Consider the following 15,225-nt stretch of genomic DNA (forward strand, 5'->3'; position numbering starts at 1 on the left):
GCCGCCGATGACGCCCGTCACGGTGACCGGCAAGGTGATGGCCATCCTCGGCGCGTTCGCGGCCGGGGACGGCCGGTTGACCCTGACGGAGGTGTGCCGGCGGGCCGATCTGGCGCTCGCCACCGGGCATCGCCTGGTCGCCGAGCTGGTCGGCGGGGGTTTTCTGGAGCGGCTGGACGACGGGTCGTATCGGGTCGGGGTCAAGCTGTGGCACATCGGCGCGCAGGCGCACGCCGCGACCGATCTGCGCGATCTGGCGCTGCCGCACATGGAGGACCTGTACGAGGCGACCCACGAGAACGTGCAGCTCGCGGTGCTGCGCGACGGCAAGGCGCTGTATCTGGAACGCCTGCGCGGCACCCGCTCGATGCCGATCGTCACCCGGGTGGGTGTGGAATTGCCGCTGCACGCCACCGGGGTCGGCAAGGTATTGCTCGCCTACGCGCCCCGGCAGTTGCGCGAGCGGGTGCTGGCACAGCCGTTGGCCGCGCACACCGAGCGCACCATCACCGATCCGGAGCGGCTGCGTGTGTGTCTGGCCGAGGTCCGGCGCACCGGAGTGGCCACCACGTCGGGGGAGATGACGGTCGGCGCGCACTCGGTGGCGGCGCCGATCCGGGATCGGCACGACACGGTGATCGCGGCGTTGTCCCTGGTGACCGGGCGGCGTACGGCCGACCTGCGGCGGCTGGTGCCGACGGTGACCACGGCGGCCCGGGCACTGTCGCGGGACGTGGCGCTGCACTGGTCCGGGAGTGGGGACATCGGCGCCGACGCGGACGAGGGCGCGGGTGGGGACTGTCACCCACGTGGGTGACAGTCCCCATCGGTGCTCACGTCCTCAGAGCTTGAGCATCAGAGCTTGAGCATCACCTGTACGAAGGCCCGGTACTTCTGCAGGGCGAGCCGCAGTTGCTCGGTGTCGTCCCCGGCCTCGCGCCGCAGCTGCTCCAGCTCGGCGCGTCGGGCCTGGATGGCGTCGGTCGCCAGCTTGGCCACCTGCGCGGTCACCTCGTCGGCGTCGGAGACCGCTTCGGCGGGGCTGTCCACGAAGGTCGACAGGGTGTCCCGGAAGCGGGCGTTCAACTCCTCGCCGGTGTCCCGGTCGACCAGCGCGTCGCCGGTGACGGTGCGGCGCGCGGGGGTGCGCCGCGCGGCCGGTTGGCGACCGCTCGCACTGCGCGTCCCGGCACCGGCCGCGGCCGGTGCCGTGCTGCTCTTGCCCGCGCCGCGCACCGGCAGGACCGAGGTCCCGTACGGCTCCACATCGTCGTGCTGGCGGTGCGGGAGGTCGGCGGCCGGGGCAGGCGGCGGGTCGGTCGGCGCGGGCGGGATCGGGCCGGCGCCGTCGGTGATCCGGGCCTGGCGGGCGGCGCGGTCGCGGTCGTCGCGCTCGACGACGGGCGCGTCTTCCGGTGGGGCGCCGGAAGTGCCCGGCGCGTTTGGGGAGTTCGTCTTGCGCATCGGTCTGGGTCCTCTCGTCCGGTACGACTGGCCGTGGCGCCGTTCCTTCGAGCGTCCCCGTTCGGGACCGCTCCGGTGTGGTCGGTCTTCCGATTCGTCTTCCGCTTTGTCCATGCCTACCCGGGTGTGTACCCGGTCAGCGGGTCTCCGGCTTCGTGGTGTCGAATCGGGGTGCCCGCGTGTCGTATTCGGCCGGTGTCGTGGTCGTACCGCTCGTGCCGCTCGTGCCCGTCGGGTCCGTCGTGCCGGTCCGATGGTCGTGCGTGCTCCTGGACGCGGCGCTGTTCCTGGGGCGGTACGTCTGCCCCAACAGGTCGTCGAACAGGGCCCGGTGGTGGATCATCGCCTGGCGCAGGTCCTCGGTCTCGGCGCGCCCGGCCTCGTTGAGTCGGGCGATCTCGTGCGCCTGGCGGTAGTGCTCGAGGGTGTGGCCATGCTCCACGGACAGCAGTTCGATCCGCGTGTCGTGTGCGCCGGTCGGGTAGCCGCGCTCGTGCATCAGCCGGGTGATCAGCGCGTCGGCCTCGGCCACCGCGTCGCCGGGGGCGTCCACGAACCGTTCCTGGACGTCGGTCCACTCGGTGGCGTACTGCTCCCGCGCGGCCGGCTCCAGGGGCTTGAGGTCGAGGTCCCGATGCTTGCGCTCGCGATCGACCAGGTGGCGTTCGGCCACGCGTCGGTCGCCGTACTGTTCGACCGCCTTGTCGTACTCGGGGCCGAAGCGGCCTTGCAGGTGCTTGCGTCGCATCATCGGGCGGCCCACGAGGACGGCCGCGCCGGCGAGGAGGACGACGATCACCACGATCAGGACGATGGTCGCTGCCGTGTTCACGGGGACTCCAGAAGTGTCGGATCTCGGATCGTGCCATTCGGTGGAACAGCGGATGTACTCCCCATAGCGGAGGTATCCGCCCGTGCTCGACATCCCATCCCTTGCCGGGTCCGCGCCGAGCAAACTCGACCGGGGGCACCGGCTTCCGGCCACCGGAAGGCGGGCGGCCCGGCCGGGCCCACGATGGGCGAGCCTGAGGCGGATCGGGTAGGGCGGGACGAGGAGCGGGCGGATGCGGACACGGGTCGCGATCATCGGTGCGGGGCCTGCGGGTCTGCTGCTGTCGCAACTGCTGCACGATCGTGGGATCGACGCGGTGTTGCTGGAGGCGCGCGATCGCGCGTACTGCGAGGGCCGGCAGCGGGCGGGCATGCTGGAGCAGGCCACGGTCGACGTGCTGCGCGAGGCCGGCGCGGCGGACCGGCTGGATCGTGAGGGGCTGGTCCACCACGGGATCCATCTGCGCTTCGCCGGTCGGGACCGGCACATCGACTTCCCGAGTCGGACCGGGGGGCGGTCGGTGACCGTGTACGGGCAGACCGAGATCGTCAAGGACCTGATCGCGAAGCGGGTCGCCGAGGGCGCGCGGATGTATTTCGACGCGCCGGTGACCGCGATCGAGGGCATCGACGGCGACGCGCCGCGCGTGCGGTTCCTGCGCGACGGTGTGGAGGAGGTGCTGGAGTGTGACCTGGTGGCGGGGTGCGACGGGTTCCACGGGGTCTCGCGCGGGGCGATTCCGGCGGATGTGCTGAAGATTCACGAGCGGGTCCATCCGTTCGCGTGGCTGGGCATCCTGGCGGATGTGGCGCCGTCCACCGACGATCTGATCTACGCCTACAGCGAGCGGGGGTTCGCGCTGCACAGCATGCGCTCGCGTGCGGTGAGCCGGCTGTATCTCCAGGTGGACCCGGACGCGGATCTCGCCGACTGGCCGGACGAGAGGATCTGGGCGGAGTTGCGCGAGCGGTTGGCGCTGCCGGGCTGGACGCTGGACGAGGGGCCGATCAGGGAGCGGAGCATCACCCCGATGCGGAGCTTCGTGGCCGAGCCGATGAGCTTCGGGCGGCTGTTCCTGGCGGGCGACGCGGCGCACATCGTGCCGCCCACGGGGGCGAAGGGGTTGAATCTCGCGATGGCCGACGTGCGGGTGCTGGCGCGGGCGTGTGAGGAGTTCTTCCTGGCCGGGTCGCGGGTGGGGCTCGACGGCTACAGCGACGCGTGTCTGCGACGGGTGTGGCGGGCGGAGCAGTTCTCGTACTGGATGACGACGTTGTTGCATGCGCGCGGGGATGCGGACGCGTTCGAACGGCGGTGCCAGGAGGCGCAGTTGGCGTATACGGCCGACTCCGATGCGGCGATGGCCGCGCTGGCCGAGAACTATGTCGGTTACACCTGGGCCGACTGACCCGCGGCCGGCCGGACGTCGTAGGCTGGTGCCGGCAATACGCCATCTTCACAAGGAAGTTCGTCAGCGCCGGGTCGGTCGGTGGAGTGTGCTGTCGGGCTCGCTCGGCATGCGGGTTCGGCGCGGCTCCGCCTCGGCGGTGTGCGGTCGTGTTCCCGCATCCGAGCCTGTCTCGGAAGGACCATGATGACCACCGACCACGACACCTTCGGCGACGGCGGGTATACGCCGGACGCCGAGCGGGACACCACGCTCGTGCTGGAGGCATTCGTCGCGCACATCGCGAACGCGGTTCGCGAGCGGGGCCTGCCGGAGTGCCTCACGGACGATCTGACCGCGCTGCACCGCGAACTCCAAGTCGCCAACGCGCATCTGATCGACGACGAGCCGTCCCGGCACAACCTGCGGATCACCCTCGCGCTGGTCGCGGCGTACCGGATCCTGCGGCCGCACCTGGATCGCGACGACGCCGTCGCCCTCGTCCGGGACGCGATCGTCGAACCGCTCGGCGCGATCACCGAGGCGGCCACCGCGGCGATGCTCGATGCCGCGCCCGACCCGTTCGCGGCGATCGTCGCGCTGTCGAAGTCCCGCGAGGAGGAGTCCTTCGGCCGGACCTTCACCTTCGTCCGCCCGGCGGACGACGATCGGCGCTACCTCCTCGACATCCACCGCTGCTTCTACCACGACGTGCTGGTCGCCAATTCCGCCCCGGAGTTGACGCCCGCGATGTGTGCCTTCGACCTGAACTGGATCCGGGCCATCGACCCGAACCGACACGGTCTGCGCTTCGAGCGCGCCGGCACCATCGGCCACGGCGACACCCACTGCACGTTCCACTTCCACCGCACCGACCCACCCGAGCCGCCCGTGGTCGACGAAGGCTGACGACAAGGTTGTCCACAGGCTGTGTGTGAAGGTTGTGGGCGAGGGTGTCCGAGGCTCGCGGCCTCGGACACCACCCGTCCGTTTTCGGCCGCCGGGAGATTGAAGACACGCTCTAACGTCGTCGGTGCGGCGAATCCCGGTGCGGGCGCGGGTGATGGGCCCGGCCGCCCACGAGGGGGCGGCGGTGCCGGCAGATCGGCGCGGGCGCCGGTGGGCGCGGGGGCGCGCTCAGCGCCGGGTCCTGGCGCAGGATGGCCGCCTGGAGGTCGCGCAGGCGCGGGCCCGGATCCAGGCCGAGTTCCTCCGCGCACAACCGGCGACCCGCCTCCAGGACCTGCAGCGCCTCCGCCTGCCGGCCGGATCGGTAGAGGGCGAGCACGAGTTGCGCCCTCGGCCGCTCCCGCAGCGGGTGCGCCCTGACCAGCGACATCAGGTCGCCGATCGCCGACGCGTGCGCGCCCATCGCCAACCGGTACTCGGCCGCGTCCTCGCGCAGCGAGGTGTACTCCTCGACCAGCCGGGCCCGTTCGGACTCGGCCGCGTCGTGGTCGGCCAGCTCGGCGAACGGCTCGCCCCGCCACAACAGGCGTGCCTCGCCCAGCAGTTCGTCCGCCCGTTCGTACGCCCCCACCGCACCGGCCGCGCGCCCCGCGTCGGTCAGCGCGCACAGCCGCGCCACGTCCAGGCTCTCGGCCGGCACGTCCAGGGCGTAGGAGTCATCGCGCGTAGTCAACAGGCGGTAGGGCGCCCGCCGCCCCGGCTCCAACACCCGGCGCAGGCCGGACAGATAGGCGTGCAGCGTGGACCGGGCCCCGGGCGGCGGACGCCCGTTCCACAATTCCTCGGCCAGGCGCTCCACCGGCACGGCCACCCCCGGCCGGAGCAGCAGCAGGGTCAGCAATTCCCGCTGCCGCCTGGGTCCGATGTTCAACGCGCGTCCGTCGGGACCCAAAACCTGGGTAGGCCCCGACACACGGAAGGACAGGCCCCCCGACTCATCGCTGCGCGGTGGCTCCCCAACCTGCCCGCGCGACGGAATCCCCCTCGTCATGTGGAAGACGACGGACACACCGACCGAGCGGGTTCCGCACCGCCCCATGGTTGAGGGACCCTCGCTCCGACCGCGCCCCTCCGTGAGGGGTTTCCCGCCTCGGGGAGGGGCACGGCGGGGTCGCCCGGTCGCTAGCGCCGGTCGCTGAAGCGGATGTCCAGGCTGCGCAGATACGTCTGGAGCCCCGCGTCCTGAATCGGGATCAGGTGCGCCGGGCTGCCCGACTCGTTGTGGTGGGCGTGCCACTTCCCGGGTGGGGTGACGAACGCGCCGCCCGGTTCCCAGTCCACCCGCAGCGGGTCGACGATGTCGCCGCGCTCGTCCAGCCGGTCGCCGAGCAGCGTGTAGCAGCCCGGTTCGCAGTCCAGGATCAGATCGAGCGCGACCGACTGGTGGCGGTGCGGGCGCTGGATCTGATCCACCGGCAGCAGGCCGAACATCGCCCACAGGGTGTGGGTGACGGTCAGCGTCCGGTCCTGGTCGACCGTGTTGAGCAGCACGCTGACCCGGTTCTTGGCGTTGGCGCCCGGCGCCTCGGCGATCCGGGTCAGTTCCTCGACCGCACGATGCCGGGCGAACTTGGTCGGCCGGAACCGGGCCTTGCTCGGCACCACCCCGAGGTAGCGCAACAAGGGCTCGTCGTGCACCCAATAGAGCACGGCGTCCTGAGTCGCGTGGTGGGTGATCTCGCCCAGGTCGGGCAGGACCAGGAAGTCGCCCTTCTCCCACTCCACGGCCTGGCCGCCGACCAGCGACAGGCCGCGCCCGTACAGCACGTAGTACAGCTGCGAGGTGGCGTTGGGCCGCACCGCGAGCCGGTCGCCCGCGTTGATCCGGACGAAGTTGGCCAGCAGCGCCGGACTGGTCGCCGGGCCGCCCTCGATCCGCATCGGCTCGGCGAGGTCGAGCGGGACCACCCGGGTGTCGCCGCCGGTGTGCAGTTCGGCCGGAAAACGCCGCACCGGGACGGGCGTGGTGTGGCCCGAGCCGATCGGGTTGGCCGCCTTCGTGTATTCCCAGTACACCGCGTCCTCGGCCCACGCGGCCGCGCTCGCCGCCAGCGGACCCTCGAACCCCAGGCGCGCCACGTCGACCAGGGGCGGCGCCGCGACGGTCGGATCGAAGAGCGTGGGTTCCGTTGCTCCGGACGGGTTCCGATCGGCCGTCACCTCAGCCTGCGCAGTCATCCGAGATCCCTTCGCGAACGATTCCCCCCGACCCGGCCATGCTCCCACCGAACCGGTTGCGGCAAACTGCGGAATCGGTCACATTCCGCGCGGTTCGCCCCGATCGCTCGGCACCCCGTCGCGCGTACAGAAACCGCCGAGCCCGTCGGCGAGTTGCGTGAACGCCTCCTCGGCCTCGGCGACCGCCACCGGGTACACCTCGTCGGCGCTCGCCCCGGCGGCCAGCCGTTCGATGGTCCGGGCGATCAGGATCTGCCGCACATTGAGGATCTGGTTCGCGGCCAGGCGGCAGGCCAGGTCCCCCGGGCGGGCGAGCTCCCGCTCGAACTCCGCGGCCAGCAGGTGCTCGTTGCGTTCGCGTACGGCCATCGCGCCGTGCCGCAACGACGGCGTGTCGAGGATCAACCGGTGCACGCCGAGGATCTGCGGGTCGTCGTTCAGCCCGGCCACCGGGTTCCGCTCGCGCAGCGCGTCCAGGAAGTGCCGACGCAGCGCGTCGACCGGGGTCTCGCCCGCGCCCCGCTCCCGAACCACCTCGGCGGGCTCCCCGACGTGCGCCGTCATCGGGCCCAGGACCAGTTCTTCCTTCGCCTGGAAGTAGTTGAAGACGGTCATCTTGGACACATTCGCGCCCGCCGCGATCTCGGCCACGGACACATTGTCGAACCCGCGTTCGAGGAACAGCCGCATGGCCGTGCGCCACAGCGCGATCCGCGTCTCCATCTTCTTGCGCTCGCGGAGGCCGAGTTCCTGGGTCATGGCATGACTGTACCAGGATGAAAAATTGATCGGGATTAAAGATTGACCCGATACAAAAATCGCCTCTATGGTCCTGCCATGACGACGACACGGGCATCGGTGCCGAACCCGCCGAAGAAGCCACCGCAGGCCCCGCCGACGAACCTGCCCGCCTCCGCCATGACCGAGTTCCAACGCCGCGCCGGCACCGTGCTGTGCCTGTTGACGATGGTGTTGGCGATCCTCGACCAGAACATCGTTTCCGCCGCGATCGTCCCGATTGTTCGGGATCTCGACCCGGTGCACGGCGTGGACCATGTCGCCTGGCTGGTCGCGGCGTTCTCGCTGGCCGCGAGCGTGGTGCTGCCGCTGTACGGGCGGTTGTGCGACGCGTTCGGCGCCAAGCGGGTCTACCTCGCCGCGATCGTGTTCTTCCTGGTCGGCTCGGTCCTGTGCGGCATGGCGCGGACGATGACCCAGCTGATCGCCTTCCGCGCGGTCCAGGGCATCGGCGCCGGCGGGCTGATGAGCGTGACCATGGTGGTCATGGCGCACCTGCGCAAGCCGGGCGACAAGACCGGGCCGAGCGCGCTCGCGGGCATCCTGGGCGGCAGCGGGATGGCACTCGGGCCGTTCGTCGGCGGGCTGTTCGCCGACCACGGCAACTGGCGGATGATCTTCTTCGTCAACGTCCCGCTCGGCGTGCTGATCATCGCCGGCGCGTTGTGGGCGCTGCGGCTGCCCCGCGTCACCGCCGCCGAGACCCGGATCGACTTCGTCGGCGCGGCGCTGGTCGCGGTGTTCGCGAGCGCGCTCCTGCTGGCCTGCCAGTGGGGCGGCACCGAATACGCCTGGGACTCGGCCACCATCCTCGGCCTGCTGGTCGCGGCGGCCGTGGGGCTCGCGCTGTTCGTGTACCGCCAGGCGACCGTCGCGGTGCCGATCCTGCCGCTGTCGCTGTTCCGCGACACCTACATCCGCAACGGGTTCCTGCTCCAGGGGCTGACCGGCGCGGGGATGCTGGGCACGATGGTCTACCTGATGATGTACCTCCAACTGGCGCGCGGCGTGGACGCCACCCACGCGGGCTCCTACCTGGCCTTCATGGCCATCGGGATGATGGTCGCGGGCATCGTCGGGACCAGGCTCCCATGGCGGACCCGGACCGGCCTGATGGTCGGCACCGCGCTCACCGCCGTCGCGTTCGCCGGACTGGCGCTGCTCGGCACGGACACCTCGTGGTGGGTGCTGCGCGGCGAACTCCTGGTGCTCGGACTGGGATTCGGGCAGCTGGTGGGGCGGGCGATCGCGGCCGTACAGCAGGCCGCGCCGCCGGAGCACCTGGGTGTCGCCACCACCGGCATCCGGTTCTTCCAGTCGCTCACCGGCACGCTGAGCGTGGCGCTGTTCGGCACGCTGCTGGGCCGCGCGTTCGCGGCGAAGAGCGACGTCGGCGACATCTCCGCGATCCCGCGCCTGGAGCCGGGCCGTCACGCCGACGCGGTCGCGGCGTTCGTCGACAGTGTCGACCTGGTGTTCGCGGGCGCGGCCGGGCTGATGGTGGTCGCGGTGGTGTGCGCGTGGCGGATGCGCGACCGGGAGCCGGCGGCCGAACCGGTCCCGGCCGGCTGACCCGTCGAGCGCTTCCGCACCGCTGTCCGTCGTTCGGTGGACACCCGGCGTCCGTCGTTCGTACGTCCCGGCGCCCGAGCCCGCTGCGCCATCGTCGAGGCATGACAGCGGAACGGACACTCGCCTCGGCGGGCGAGGCGGGCGGCGCGGAAACGGCGATCAGGGTACGCGGGTTGCGGCGCGCGTACGGCGGACATCGAGCGGTGGACGGACTGGACCTGGACGTGCGCCGGGGTGAGATCTTCGCACTGCTCGGCCCGAACGGGGCGGGCAAGACCACCACGACCGAGATCCTGGAGGGCTACCGCTCGCGCGACGCGGGCGAGGTCGCCGTCCTGGGCGTGGATCCGGCGCGCGCCGGGTCGCGGTGGCGGGCCCGGATCGGCATCGTGCTCCAGGAGTCGGCGGACGTGTCCGGGCTCACCGTGCGCGAGAGTGTGCGGCACTTCGCGCACTATTACCCCAGGCCCCGCGATCCCGACGAGGTGATCGAGGCGGTCGGGCTGACCGACAGGCGGGACACCCGCGCCGGCGCCCTCTCCGGTGGGCAGCGGCGCCGCCTCGACGTCGCGCTCGGCATCCTGGGCGGGCCGGAACTGCTCTTCCTGGACGAGCCGACCACCGGGTTCGACCCCGAGGTGCGCCGCCGGTTCTGGGCCTTGATCGCGGGCCTGCGGGCGGCCGGGACGACGATCCTGCTCACCACGCACTACCTGGACGAGGCCGAACACCTCGCGGACCGGGTGGGGGTGATCCGGGCCGGGCGGGTCGTGGACGTGGACACCCCCGAGCGGCTCGGCGGCCGGCACCTGGCCCGATCGGTACTGCGCTGGCGCGACGCCGAGGGCACGCACGAACTCGCCACCGCCGAACCGACCGCCGACGTGGCCCGGCTCGCGGCCAGGTTCGGCGGCGAGGTACCCGAACTGACCGTGACCCGACCGTCCCTGGAAGACGTCTATCTCGACCTGATCGGAGCCCGGTGATGTCGATGTCGATGGGAACCGTCGTGGCGGCACGGACCCGCCTCGAACTGAAGATGTTCGCCCGACACCGCGAGCAGATGGCGGTGACCTTCGCGATGCCGGTGCTGCTTCTGGTACTGCTCGCGCTGATCAGCGGCGGCACGGTGGACGGCACCGGTGTGGCCCAGAGCCAGGTGCACGCGGCGGGCATGATCGCGGTCGGCATCGTCTCCGCCGGATTCCAGGGCCTGGCGCTCGCGGTGGCCGCCGAACGCCAGGACGGCACGCTCAAGCGGCTGCGCGGCACGCCGATGCCGCCGGCGGCGTACCTCCTGGGCAAGATCGCCCAGGTGATCGTGGTCAGCCTGGCCCAGGTCGCGCTGCTGCTCGTGGTCGGGGTGGTGGGCCTGGACCTGACCCTTCCGCACGACCCGACGCGGTGGCTGACCTTCGCCTGGGTGTTCGTCCTGGGCGTGACCGTGGCCACACTGCTGGGCCTGGCCGCGAGCGGGCTGATGCGCAAAGGCGCCAACGGGGCGCTGATCATCCTGCCCTTCACGGTGCTTCAGTTCGTCTCGGGCGTGTTCGTCGAGCCGAGCCAACTGCCGCAGGGTGTCCAACAGTTCGCGGCGCTGTTTCCGCTGAAGTGGCTGACCCAGGGGATGCGCTCGGTCTTCCTGCCGGACACATTCCAGACGGTGGAGCCGGCGGGCTCGTGGGAGCTCGGTCGGGTGGCGCTGGTGCTCGCCGCGTGGGGTGTGGTCGCCTTGGTCGTGTGGATCAGGACATTCAGGTGGATCGAGAACGAGCGGTGACCATGGCGACCGCCGACGCGCAGGACGCGGAGGAGTTGGCCTTCGGGGCCAAACTGGCCACCGTCTACCGCGGTGCCTACTTCCTGCTCGCGGCGATCACCGCGGTCGAGTTCGCCGGACGTGACGCGCCGCCGTGGTGCTACGTCGTGCTGCTCGTCATGCCCGTGTCGTTCTGGGTGATGGTGCCGCCGGGCGTGGACCCGACCCAGTGGGACCGGCGCGGCCGGGCCCACCTCGCGATCGCCTACGTCGCGGTGACCGCGCTCAGCCTCCACGATCCCGAGGGAATCGTGCTGATGTACGTGCTGATGCCGCTGACCTTCACCTTCGTCGAGGCGACGATCCCCGCGATGTTGCTGAGCACCTACGTCTTCGGGATGAACGGCGCGCTGCGCGCGCGCAAGGCGAACTGGGAGCACGGTGCGGTGGCGGGCATCGTGGTGGAGGTCGTCGTCGTGCTCGGCTTCAGCTTCCTGATGGCCCGGCTGGTCCAGTGGCTGGCCGACCGGGTGGAGGAGCGCGGCCGGCTGCTGCGCGAGTTGGAGGCCACCCGGGCGGAGCTGGCCGAGACACACCATCAGGCGGGGGTCCGGGTCGAGCGCGAGCGTATGGCGCGCGAGATCCACGACACCCTGGCCCAGGGCTTCACCAGCATCCTGATGCTGGTCCAGGCGGCCGGGATCACCGTGGACTCCGATTCCGAGGCCACCCGCAAACGGCTGGACCTGGCCGAGCGGGTGGCCCGGGACAACCTCGCCGAGGCCCGTGCGCTGGTCGCCGCCCAGGGCCCGGCCGAGGGCTCCGAACCGGCCGAACCGCTCGCCGAGGTGCTCGGCCGCACCGTCGCCGCGCTCGGCGAGGAGTTGGAGGTGGCCGCCTCCTTCGCGGTCGCCGGCACCGAGTACGAGCTGTCCTCGTCCGTGCAGGTGGTGCTGGTCCGGGTGCTCCAGGAGTCGCTGGCCAACATCCGCAAGCACGCCGACGCGAAGTCCGTGGCGGTGGAACTGGCCTATCGGCCGTTCGCCACCAGGCTGACCGTGGTGGACGACGGACGGGGCTTCGAACCGGGGCCGGGGAAGGGGGGATACGGTCTTCCCGGTATGCGAGCCCGCCTCGCACAGGTCGGCGGAGAGGCCGAGGTGGTCTCGGCTCCCGGCCGGGGCACGACCGTACGCGTGGAGGTACCGCAGTGATCCGGCTGCTCATCGCCGACGACCATCCCGTGGTGCGGGAGGGTCTCGCGGGCATGCTCGCGGCCGAGCCCGATTTCGAGGTGGTCGCCTCGGTCGAGGACGGCGCACAGGCCGTGGACGGAGCCGCCGAACTGCGGCCCGACGTGGTGTTGATGGACCTGCGGATGCCCGGCACCGACGGCGTCGCCGCGACCCGGCGGATCGTGCGCGAACTGCCCGGGGTCCATGTGCTGATCCTGACCACGTACGACACCGACGCCGACATCGTGCGCGCGGTCGAGGCGGGCGCGACCGGCTACCTGCTCAAGGACACCCCGAGGGTGGAACTGGCCGCCGCGATCCGCGCGGCGGCGCGCGGCGAGACGGTGCTGGCGCCGCCGGTGGCGGCCAAGCTGGTCACCCGGATGAAGGCACCGGTGCGCGACGCGCTGAGCCCGCGCGAGACGCAGGTGCTCGGTCTGGTCGCGCGCGGGATGACCAACGCCGAGATCGGCCGCGAGTTGTACATCAGCGAGGCCACGGTCAAGACGCACCTGCTGCGCACGTTCAACAAGCTCGGCGTCGACGACCGCACCGCGGCGGTCACGGTGGCGATGGCGGACGGGTTGTTGCCGGGCGCCGGGGGCTGAGGCTGAGGTCGCGTCCGGCGGGCTACGCGGCCAGGCGGGCGTAGCGGCCCTTGTGGAACATCAGCGGGGCGGTGTCTCGGGGCAGGTCCAGGGCGGTCACCGCGCCGATCACGATCACGTGGTCGCCGCCGGGCAACTCGTGCGCGATGTCGCACTCGATCCAGGCCACCGCGCCGGCCAGCCGCGGCGCGCCGTTGCCGGCGGGCGACCAGTCGACGCCGGCGAACTTGTCGCCGCCGCTGCGGCCCATCGCCCGGCACACGTCCTCCTGGTCCTCGGCCAGGATGTTGACCACGAAGCGGCCGGCGGTGCGGACCTTCGGGTAGGTCGTCGAGGTGAGCGCCGGGGCGATGGAGATGTAGGCCGGCTCCAGCGACAGCGACGTGAACGACTGGCAGGCCATGCCCACCGGCGCGCCGTCGTGGATGGCCGTGACCACGGTGACACCGGTCGCGAAGTGCCCCATGACCTGGCGCATCCGCGCCTGATCGATCCCGGCCGACGGCGTCGTTGCGCTGGACATGGCTGCCCCCAGGGGTGCGAAGCTGGATGTGAGCCGGATATGACTAATAGTCGTATCCCTGTTTGTTCCAGCCATTGAACGGCTGATCTGATGAACCGTCAATAACCTGGCGCCGGGTCGCACCCCGTGATCACCGCCACCTTGACGGCCCCTTTCGGGGTGTTCGGGAACTTACGCGTGCCTGCTGCACGTCCGGATCAGTAGCAGTAGCGTCGTCCGCGACGTCAGACATCCTCTGGAAGGACACCATCCATGGCCGTGAGCCTGAGCAAGGGCGGAAACGTCTCCCTCACCAAGGAGGCCCCTGGCCTGACCGCCGTCGTCGTCGGCCTCGGCTGGGACCTGCGCACGACCACGGGCGAGGACTTCGACCTCGACGCGAGCGCGATCGTCGTGAACGCTACCGGCAAGGTTTACTCCGACCAGCACTTCGTGTTCTTCAACAACATGAAGACCCCGGACGGCTCCGTCGAGCACACCGGCGACAACCGCACCGGTGAGGGCGAGGGCGACGACGAGCAGATCAAGGTCAACCTCGCGGGCCTGCCCGCCGACGTGGACAAGGTCGTCTTCCCGGTCTCGGTCTACGACGCGGAGAACCGCAAGCAGTCGTTCGGCCAGGTCCGCAACGCGTTCATCCGCGTGCTGAACGCCGCGGACAACGTCGAGCTGGCCCGCTACGACCTCTCCGAGGACGCCTCCACCGAGACCGCGATGCTGTTCGGCGAGCTGTACCGCGCCGGCACCGACTGGAAGTTCCGTGCCCTCGGCCAGGGCTACGCCTCCGGCCTCGCGGGCATCGCCAAGGACTTCGGCGTCAGCGTCTGACCCGACAGCACACCTCGAACGCCGGCCGGGCAGCCGATCACCCCGGCCGGCGTTCGCCGTCCCGCCACCTGCCACGCAGCCCGACCGGGCACCATCGGCGCAGGTCGGCGCTTGAGTGCCGAACCCGCTCGAAAATTCGTAGTCACACTTTTCGCGGGAGCTCCGTCAACGAAGCAGAGGCCCCGGAACGAGCCGGGGTGATGTTTCGAAGGAGTCGTCATGAGCGCATCGATCCTGGTCACCGGCGGTACCGGCACCCTCGGCAGCCTGATCGTCCCGCAGCTGCGCGAGGCCGGTCGCGAGGTTCGCGTGCTCAGCCGGCGCGGCGGCACCTCGGCCGACGGCGTCGAGCAGGTGCGCGCCGATCTGCTGAAGAACGAGGGGATCGACGAGGCGATGAAGGGCGTCGACACCGTGCTGCACCTGGCCGGCGGCGCCAAGGGCGACGACGAGGCGACCCGCAACCTGGTGCGCGCCGCGAAGGACGCCGGTGTGCGGCACCTCGTGTACATCTCGGTGATCGGCGCGAACACGATGCCGATCGGATACTTCCGCGCCAAGCTCGGCGCGGAGCAGGCGGTGACCGGGTCGGGGCTGCCCTGGACCACCCTGCGCGCCGCCCAGTTCAACGAACTCGTGTTGAAGATGATGGGCTCGATGACCAAGTTCCCGGTGGTGCCCAACCCGGGCGGCCTGCGCTTCCAGCCCGTCGACGGCCGCGATGTCGCGAAGCGCATGGTCGAACTCACCCTCGGCGCCCCGTCGGGCCTGGTCGCCGACCTGACCGGCCCCAAGGTCTACACGATGGGCGAACTCGCGCGCGGCTACCTCGCCGCGGCCGGCAAGCGCCGCCTCCACCTCCCGGTCCGCATCCCCGGCAAGATCGGCCATGCCTACCGCGCGGGTGTCAACCTGTCGCTCGACAAGGCCACCGTCGGCACCCGCACCTGGGAGGACTTCCTGGCCGAGCACGTCGGCCGCTGACGCCCGACCGGCACACCGACGAGCGCGCCGCTCCGGCGGGAGCCGGAGCGGGCTCGCCGGCGGAGTGTGTCGACCACGCGGCCGGCCA

Annotated in this window: 16 protein-coding genes; 10 read left to right on the plus strand and 6 right to left on the minus strand. The window is 71.2% G+C overall.

All coding sequences use genetic code 11. The annotated features are described in order from the left end of the window. Nucleotides 1–7: 7 nt before the first annotated feature. Entirely contained in the window at nucleotides 8–817 is an 810-nt protein-coding gene (locus tag ACMXN5_RS18470; protein WP_439676179.1) for an IclR family transcriptional regulator, read from the plus strand. Between the two features lie 38 nt (nucleotides 818–855). On the opposite strand, the gene ACMXN5_RS18475 is transcribed toward ACMXN5_RS18470, so the two are convergent. Together ACMXN5_RS18475 and ACMXN5_RS18480 are read right to left on the minus strand one after the other, a co-directional pair. Further along, nucleotides 856–1,464, minus strand: a complete 609-nt coding sequence (locus ACMXN5_RS18475) for a hypothetical protein (protein ID WP_439676180.1) — start codon at nucleotides 1,462–1,464, stop codon at nucleotides 856–858. Nucleotides 1,465–1,600: 136 nt separating this feature from the next. Next, a complete protein-coding gene (locus ACMXN5_RS18480) occupies nucleotides 1,601–2,296 on the minus strand; it encodes a hypothetical protein (RefSeq protein ID WP_439676181.1) in 696 nt (231 codons plus the stop codon). Between the two features lie 232 nt (nucleotides 2,297–2,528). Between ACMXN5_RS18480 and ACMXN5_RS18485 the strand changes: the two genes are divergently transcribed. Beyond that, complete coding sequence (locus ACMXN5_RS18485) at nucleotides 2,529–3,704, plus strand: 4-hydroxybenzoate 3-monooxygenase (protein WP_439676182.1); 1,176 nt, start codon at nucleotides 2,529–2,531, stop codon at nucleotides 3,702–3,704. A 183-nt stretch (nucleotides 3,705–3,887) separates the two neighbouring features. Next, entirely contained in the window at nucleotides 3,888–4,592 is a 705-nt protein-coding gene (locus tag ACMXN5_RS18490) for an L-2-amino-thiazoline-4-carboxylic acid hydrolase (protein WP_439676183.1), read from the plus strand. Between the two features lie 112 nt (nucleotides 4,593–4,704). On the opposite strand, the gene ACMXN5_RS18495 is transcribed toward ACMXN5_RS18490, so the two are convergent. From ACMXN5_RS18495 to ACMXN5_RS18505, 3 genes are all read right to left on the minus strand, one after another. Continuing rightward, nucleotides 4,705–5,523: an AfsR/SARP family transcriptional regulator gene (locus tag ACMXN5_RS18495; protein ID WP_439676184.1), complete on the minus strand. Its 819-nt coding sequence runs from the start codon at nucleotides 5,521–5,523 to the stop codon at nucleotides 4,705–4,707. Between the two features lie 251 nt (nucleotides 5,524–5,774). Continuing rightward, nucleotides 5,775–6,830 carry a cupin gene (locus ACMXN5_RS18500; RefSeq protein WP_439676185.1) on the minus strand — a complete coding sequence of 352 codons (1,056 nt, stop codon included), beginning with the start codon at nucleotides 6,828–6,830 and terminating at the stop codon, nucleotides 5,775–5,777. 78 nt (nucleotides 6,831–6,908) lie between these two features. Further along, nucleotides 6,909–7,589, minus strand: a complete 681-nt coding sequence (locus ACMXN5_RS18505) for a TetR/AcrR family transcriptional regulator (protein WP_439676186.1) — start codon at nucleotides 7,587–7,589, stop codon at nucleotides 6,909–6,911. A 78-nt stretch (nucleotides 7,590–7,667) separates the two neighbouring features. Here ACMXN5_RS18505 and ACMXN5_RS18510 point away from each other — a divergent pair, with 78 nt between their 5' ends. From ACMXN5_RS18510 to ACMXN5_RS18530, 5 genes are all read left to right on the plus strand, one after another. Beyond that, nucleotides 7,668–9,200: an MFS transporter gene (locus ACMXN5_RS18510; RefSeq protein ID WP_439676188.1), complete on the plus strand. Its 1,533-nt coding sequence runs from the start codon at nucleotides 7,668–7,670 to the stop codon at nucleotides 9,198–9,200. 101 nt (nucleotides 9,201–9,301) lie between these two features. Then, nucleotides 9,302–10,186, plus strand: a complete 885-nt coding sequence (locus ACMXN5_RS18515) for an ABC transporter ATP-binding protein (RefSeq protein WP_439676189.1) — start codon at nucleotides 9,302–9,304, stop codon at nucleotides 10,184–10,186. 5 nt (nucleotides 10,187–10,191) lie between these two features. Further along, the gene (locus tag ACMXN5_RS18520) at nucleotides 10,192–10,980 is read left to right on the plus strand and encodes an ABC transporter permease (RefSeq protein ID WP_439676190.1); all 789 of its coding nucleotides are present in this window, start codon (nucleotides 10,192–10,194) and stop codon (nucleotides 10,978–10,980) included. Further along, nucleotides 10,959–12,173, plus strand: a complete 1,215-nt coding sequence (locus ACMXN5_RS18525) for a sensor histidine kinase (protein WP_439676191.1) — start codon at nucleotides 10,959–10,961, stop codon at nucleotides 12,171–12,173. Before ACMXN5_RS18520 ends, ACMXN5_RS18525 begins: the two co-directional genes overlap by 22 nt. Further along, the gene (locus ACMXN5_RS18530; protein ID WP_380034574.1) at nucleotides 12,170–12,802 is read left to right on the plus strand and encodes a response regulator transcription factor; all 633 of its coding nucleotides are present in this window, start codon (nucleotides 12,170–12,172) and stop codon (nucleotides 12,800–12,802) included. Before ACMXN5_RS18525 ends, ACMXN5_RS18530 begins: the two co-directional genes overlap by 4 nt. A 22-nt stretch (nucleotides 12,803–12,824) precedes the next feature. Here the strand turns inward: ACMXN5_RS18530 and ACMXN5_RS18535 are convergent, their stop codons facing one another. Further along, the gene (locus tag ACMXN5_RS18535) at nucleotides 12,825–13,325 is read right to left on the minus strand and encodes a flavin reductase family protein (RefSeq protein ID WP_439676193.1); all 501 of its coding nucleotides are present in this window, start codon (nucleotides 13,323–13,325) and stop codon (nucleotides 12,825–12,827) included. A gap of 252 nt (nucleotides 13,326–13,577) precedes the next feature. Here ACMXN5_RS18535 and ACMXN5_RS18540 point away from each other — a divergent pair, with 252 nt between their 5' ends. Further along, nucleotides 13,578–14,153: a TerD family protein gene (locus ACMXN5_RS18540; protein WP_395799036.1), complete on the plus strand. Its 576-nt coding sequence runs from the start codon at nucleotides 13,578–13,580 to the stop codon at nucleotides 14,151–14,153. A 219-nt stretch (nucleotides 14,154–14,372) separates the two neighbouring features. After that, nucleotides 14,373–15,137, plus strand: a complete 765-nt coding sequence (locus ACMXN5_RS18545; protein WP_439676194.1) for an SDR family oxidoreductase — start codon at nucleotides 14,373–14,375, stop codon at nucleotides 15,135–15,137. The last annotated feature ends 88 nt before the right edge of the window (nucleotides 15,138–15,225 follow it).

The sequence above is a fragment of the Embleya australiensis genome, assembly GCF_051903075.1.
GTDB lineage: Bacteria > Actinomycetota > Actinomycetes > Streptomycetales > Streptomycetaceae > Embleya.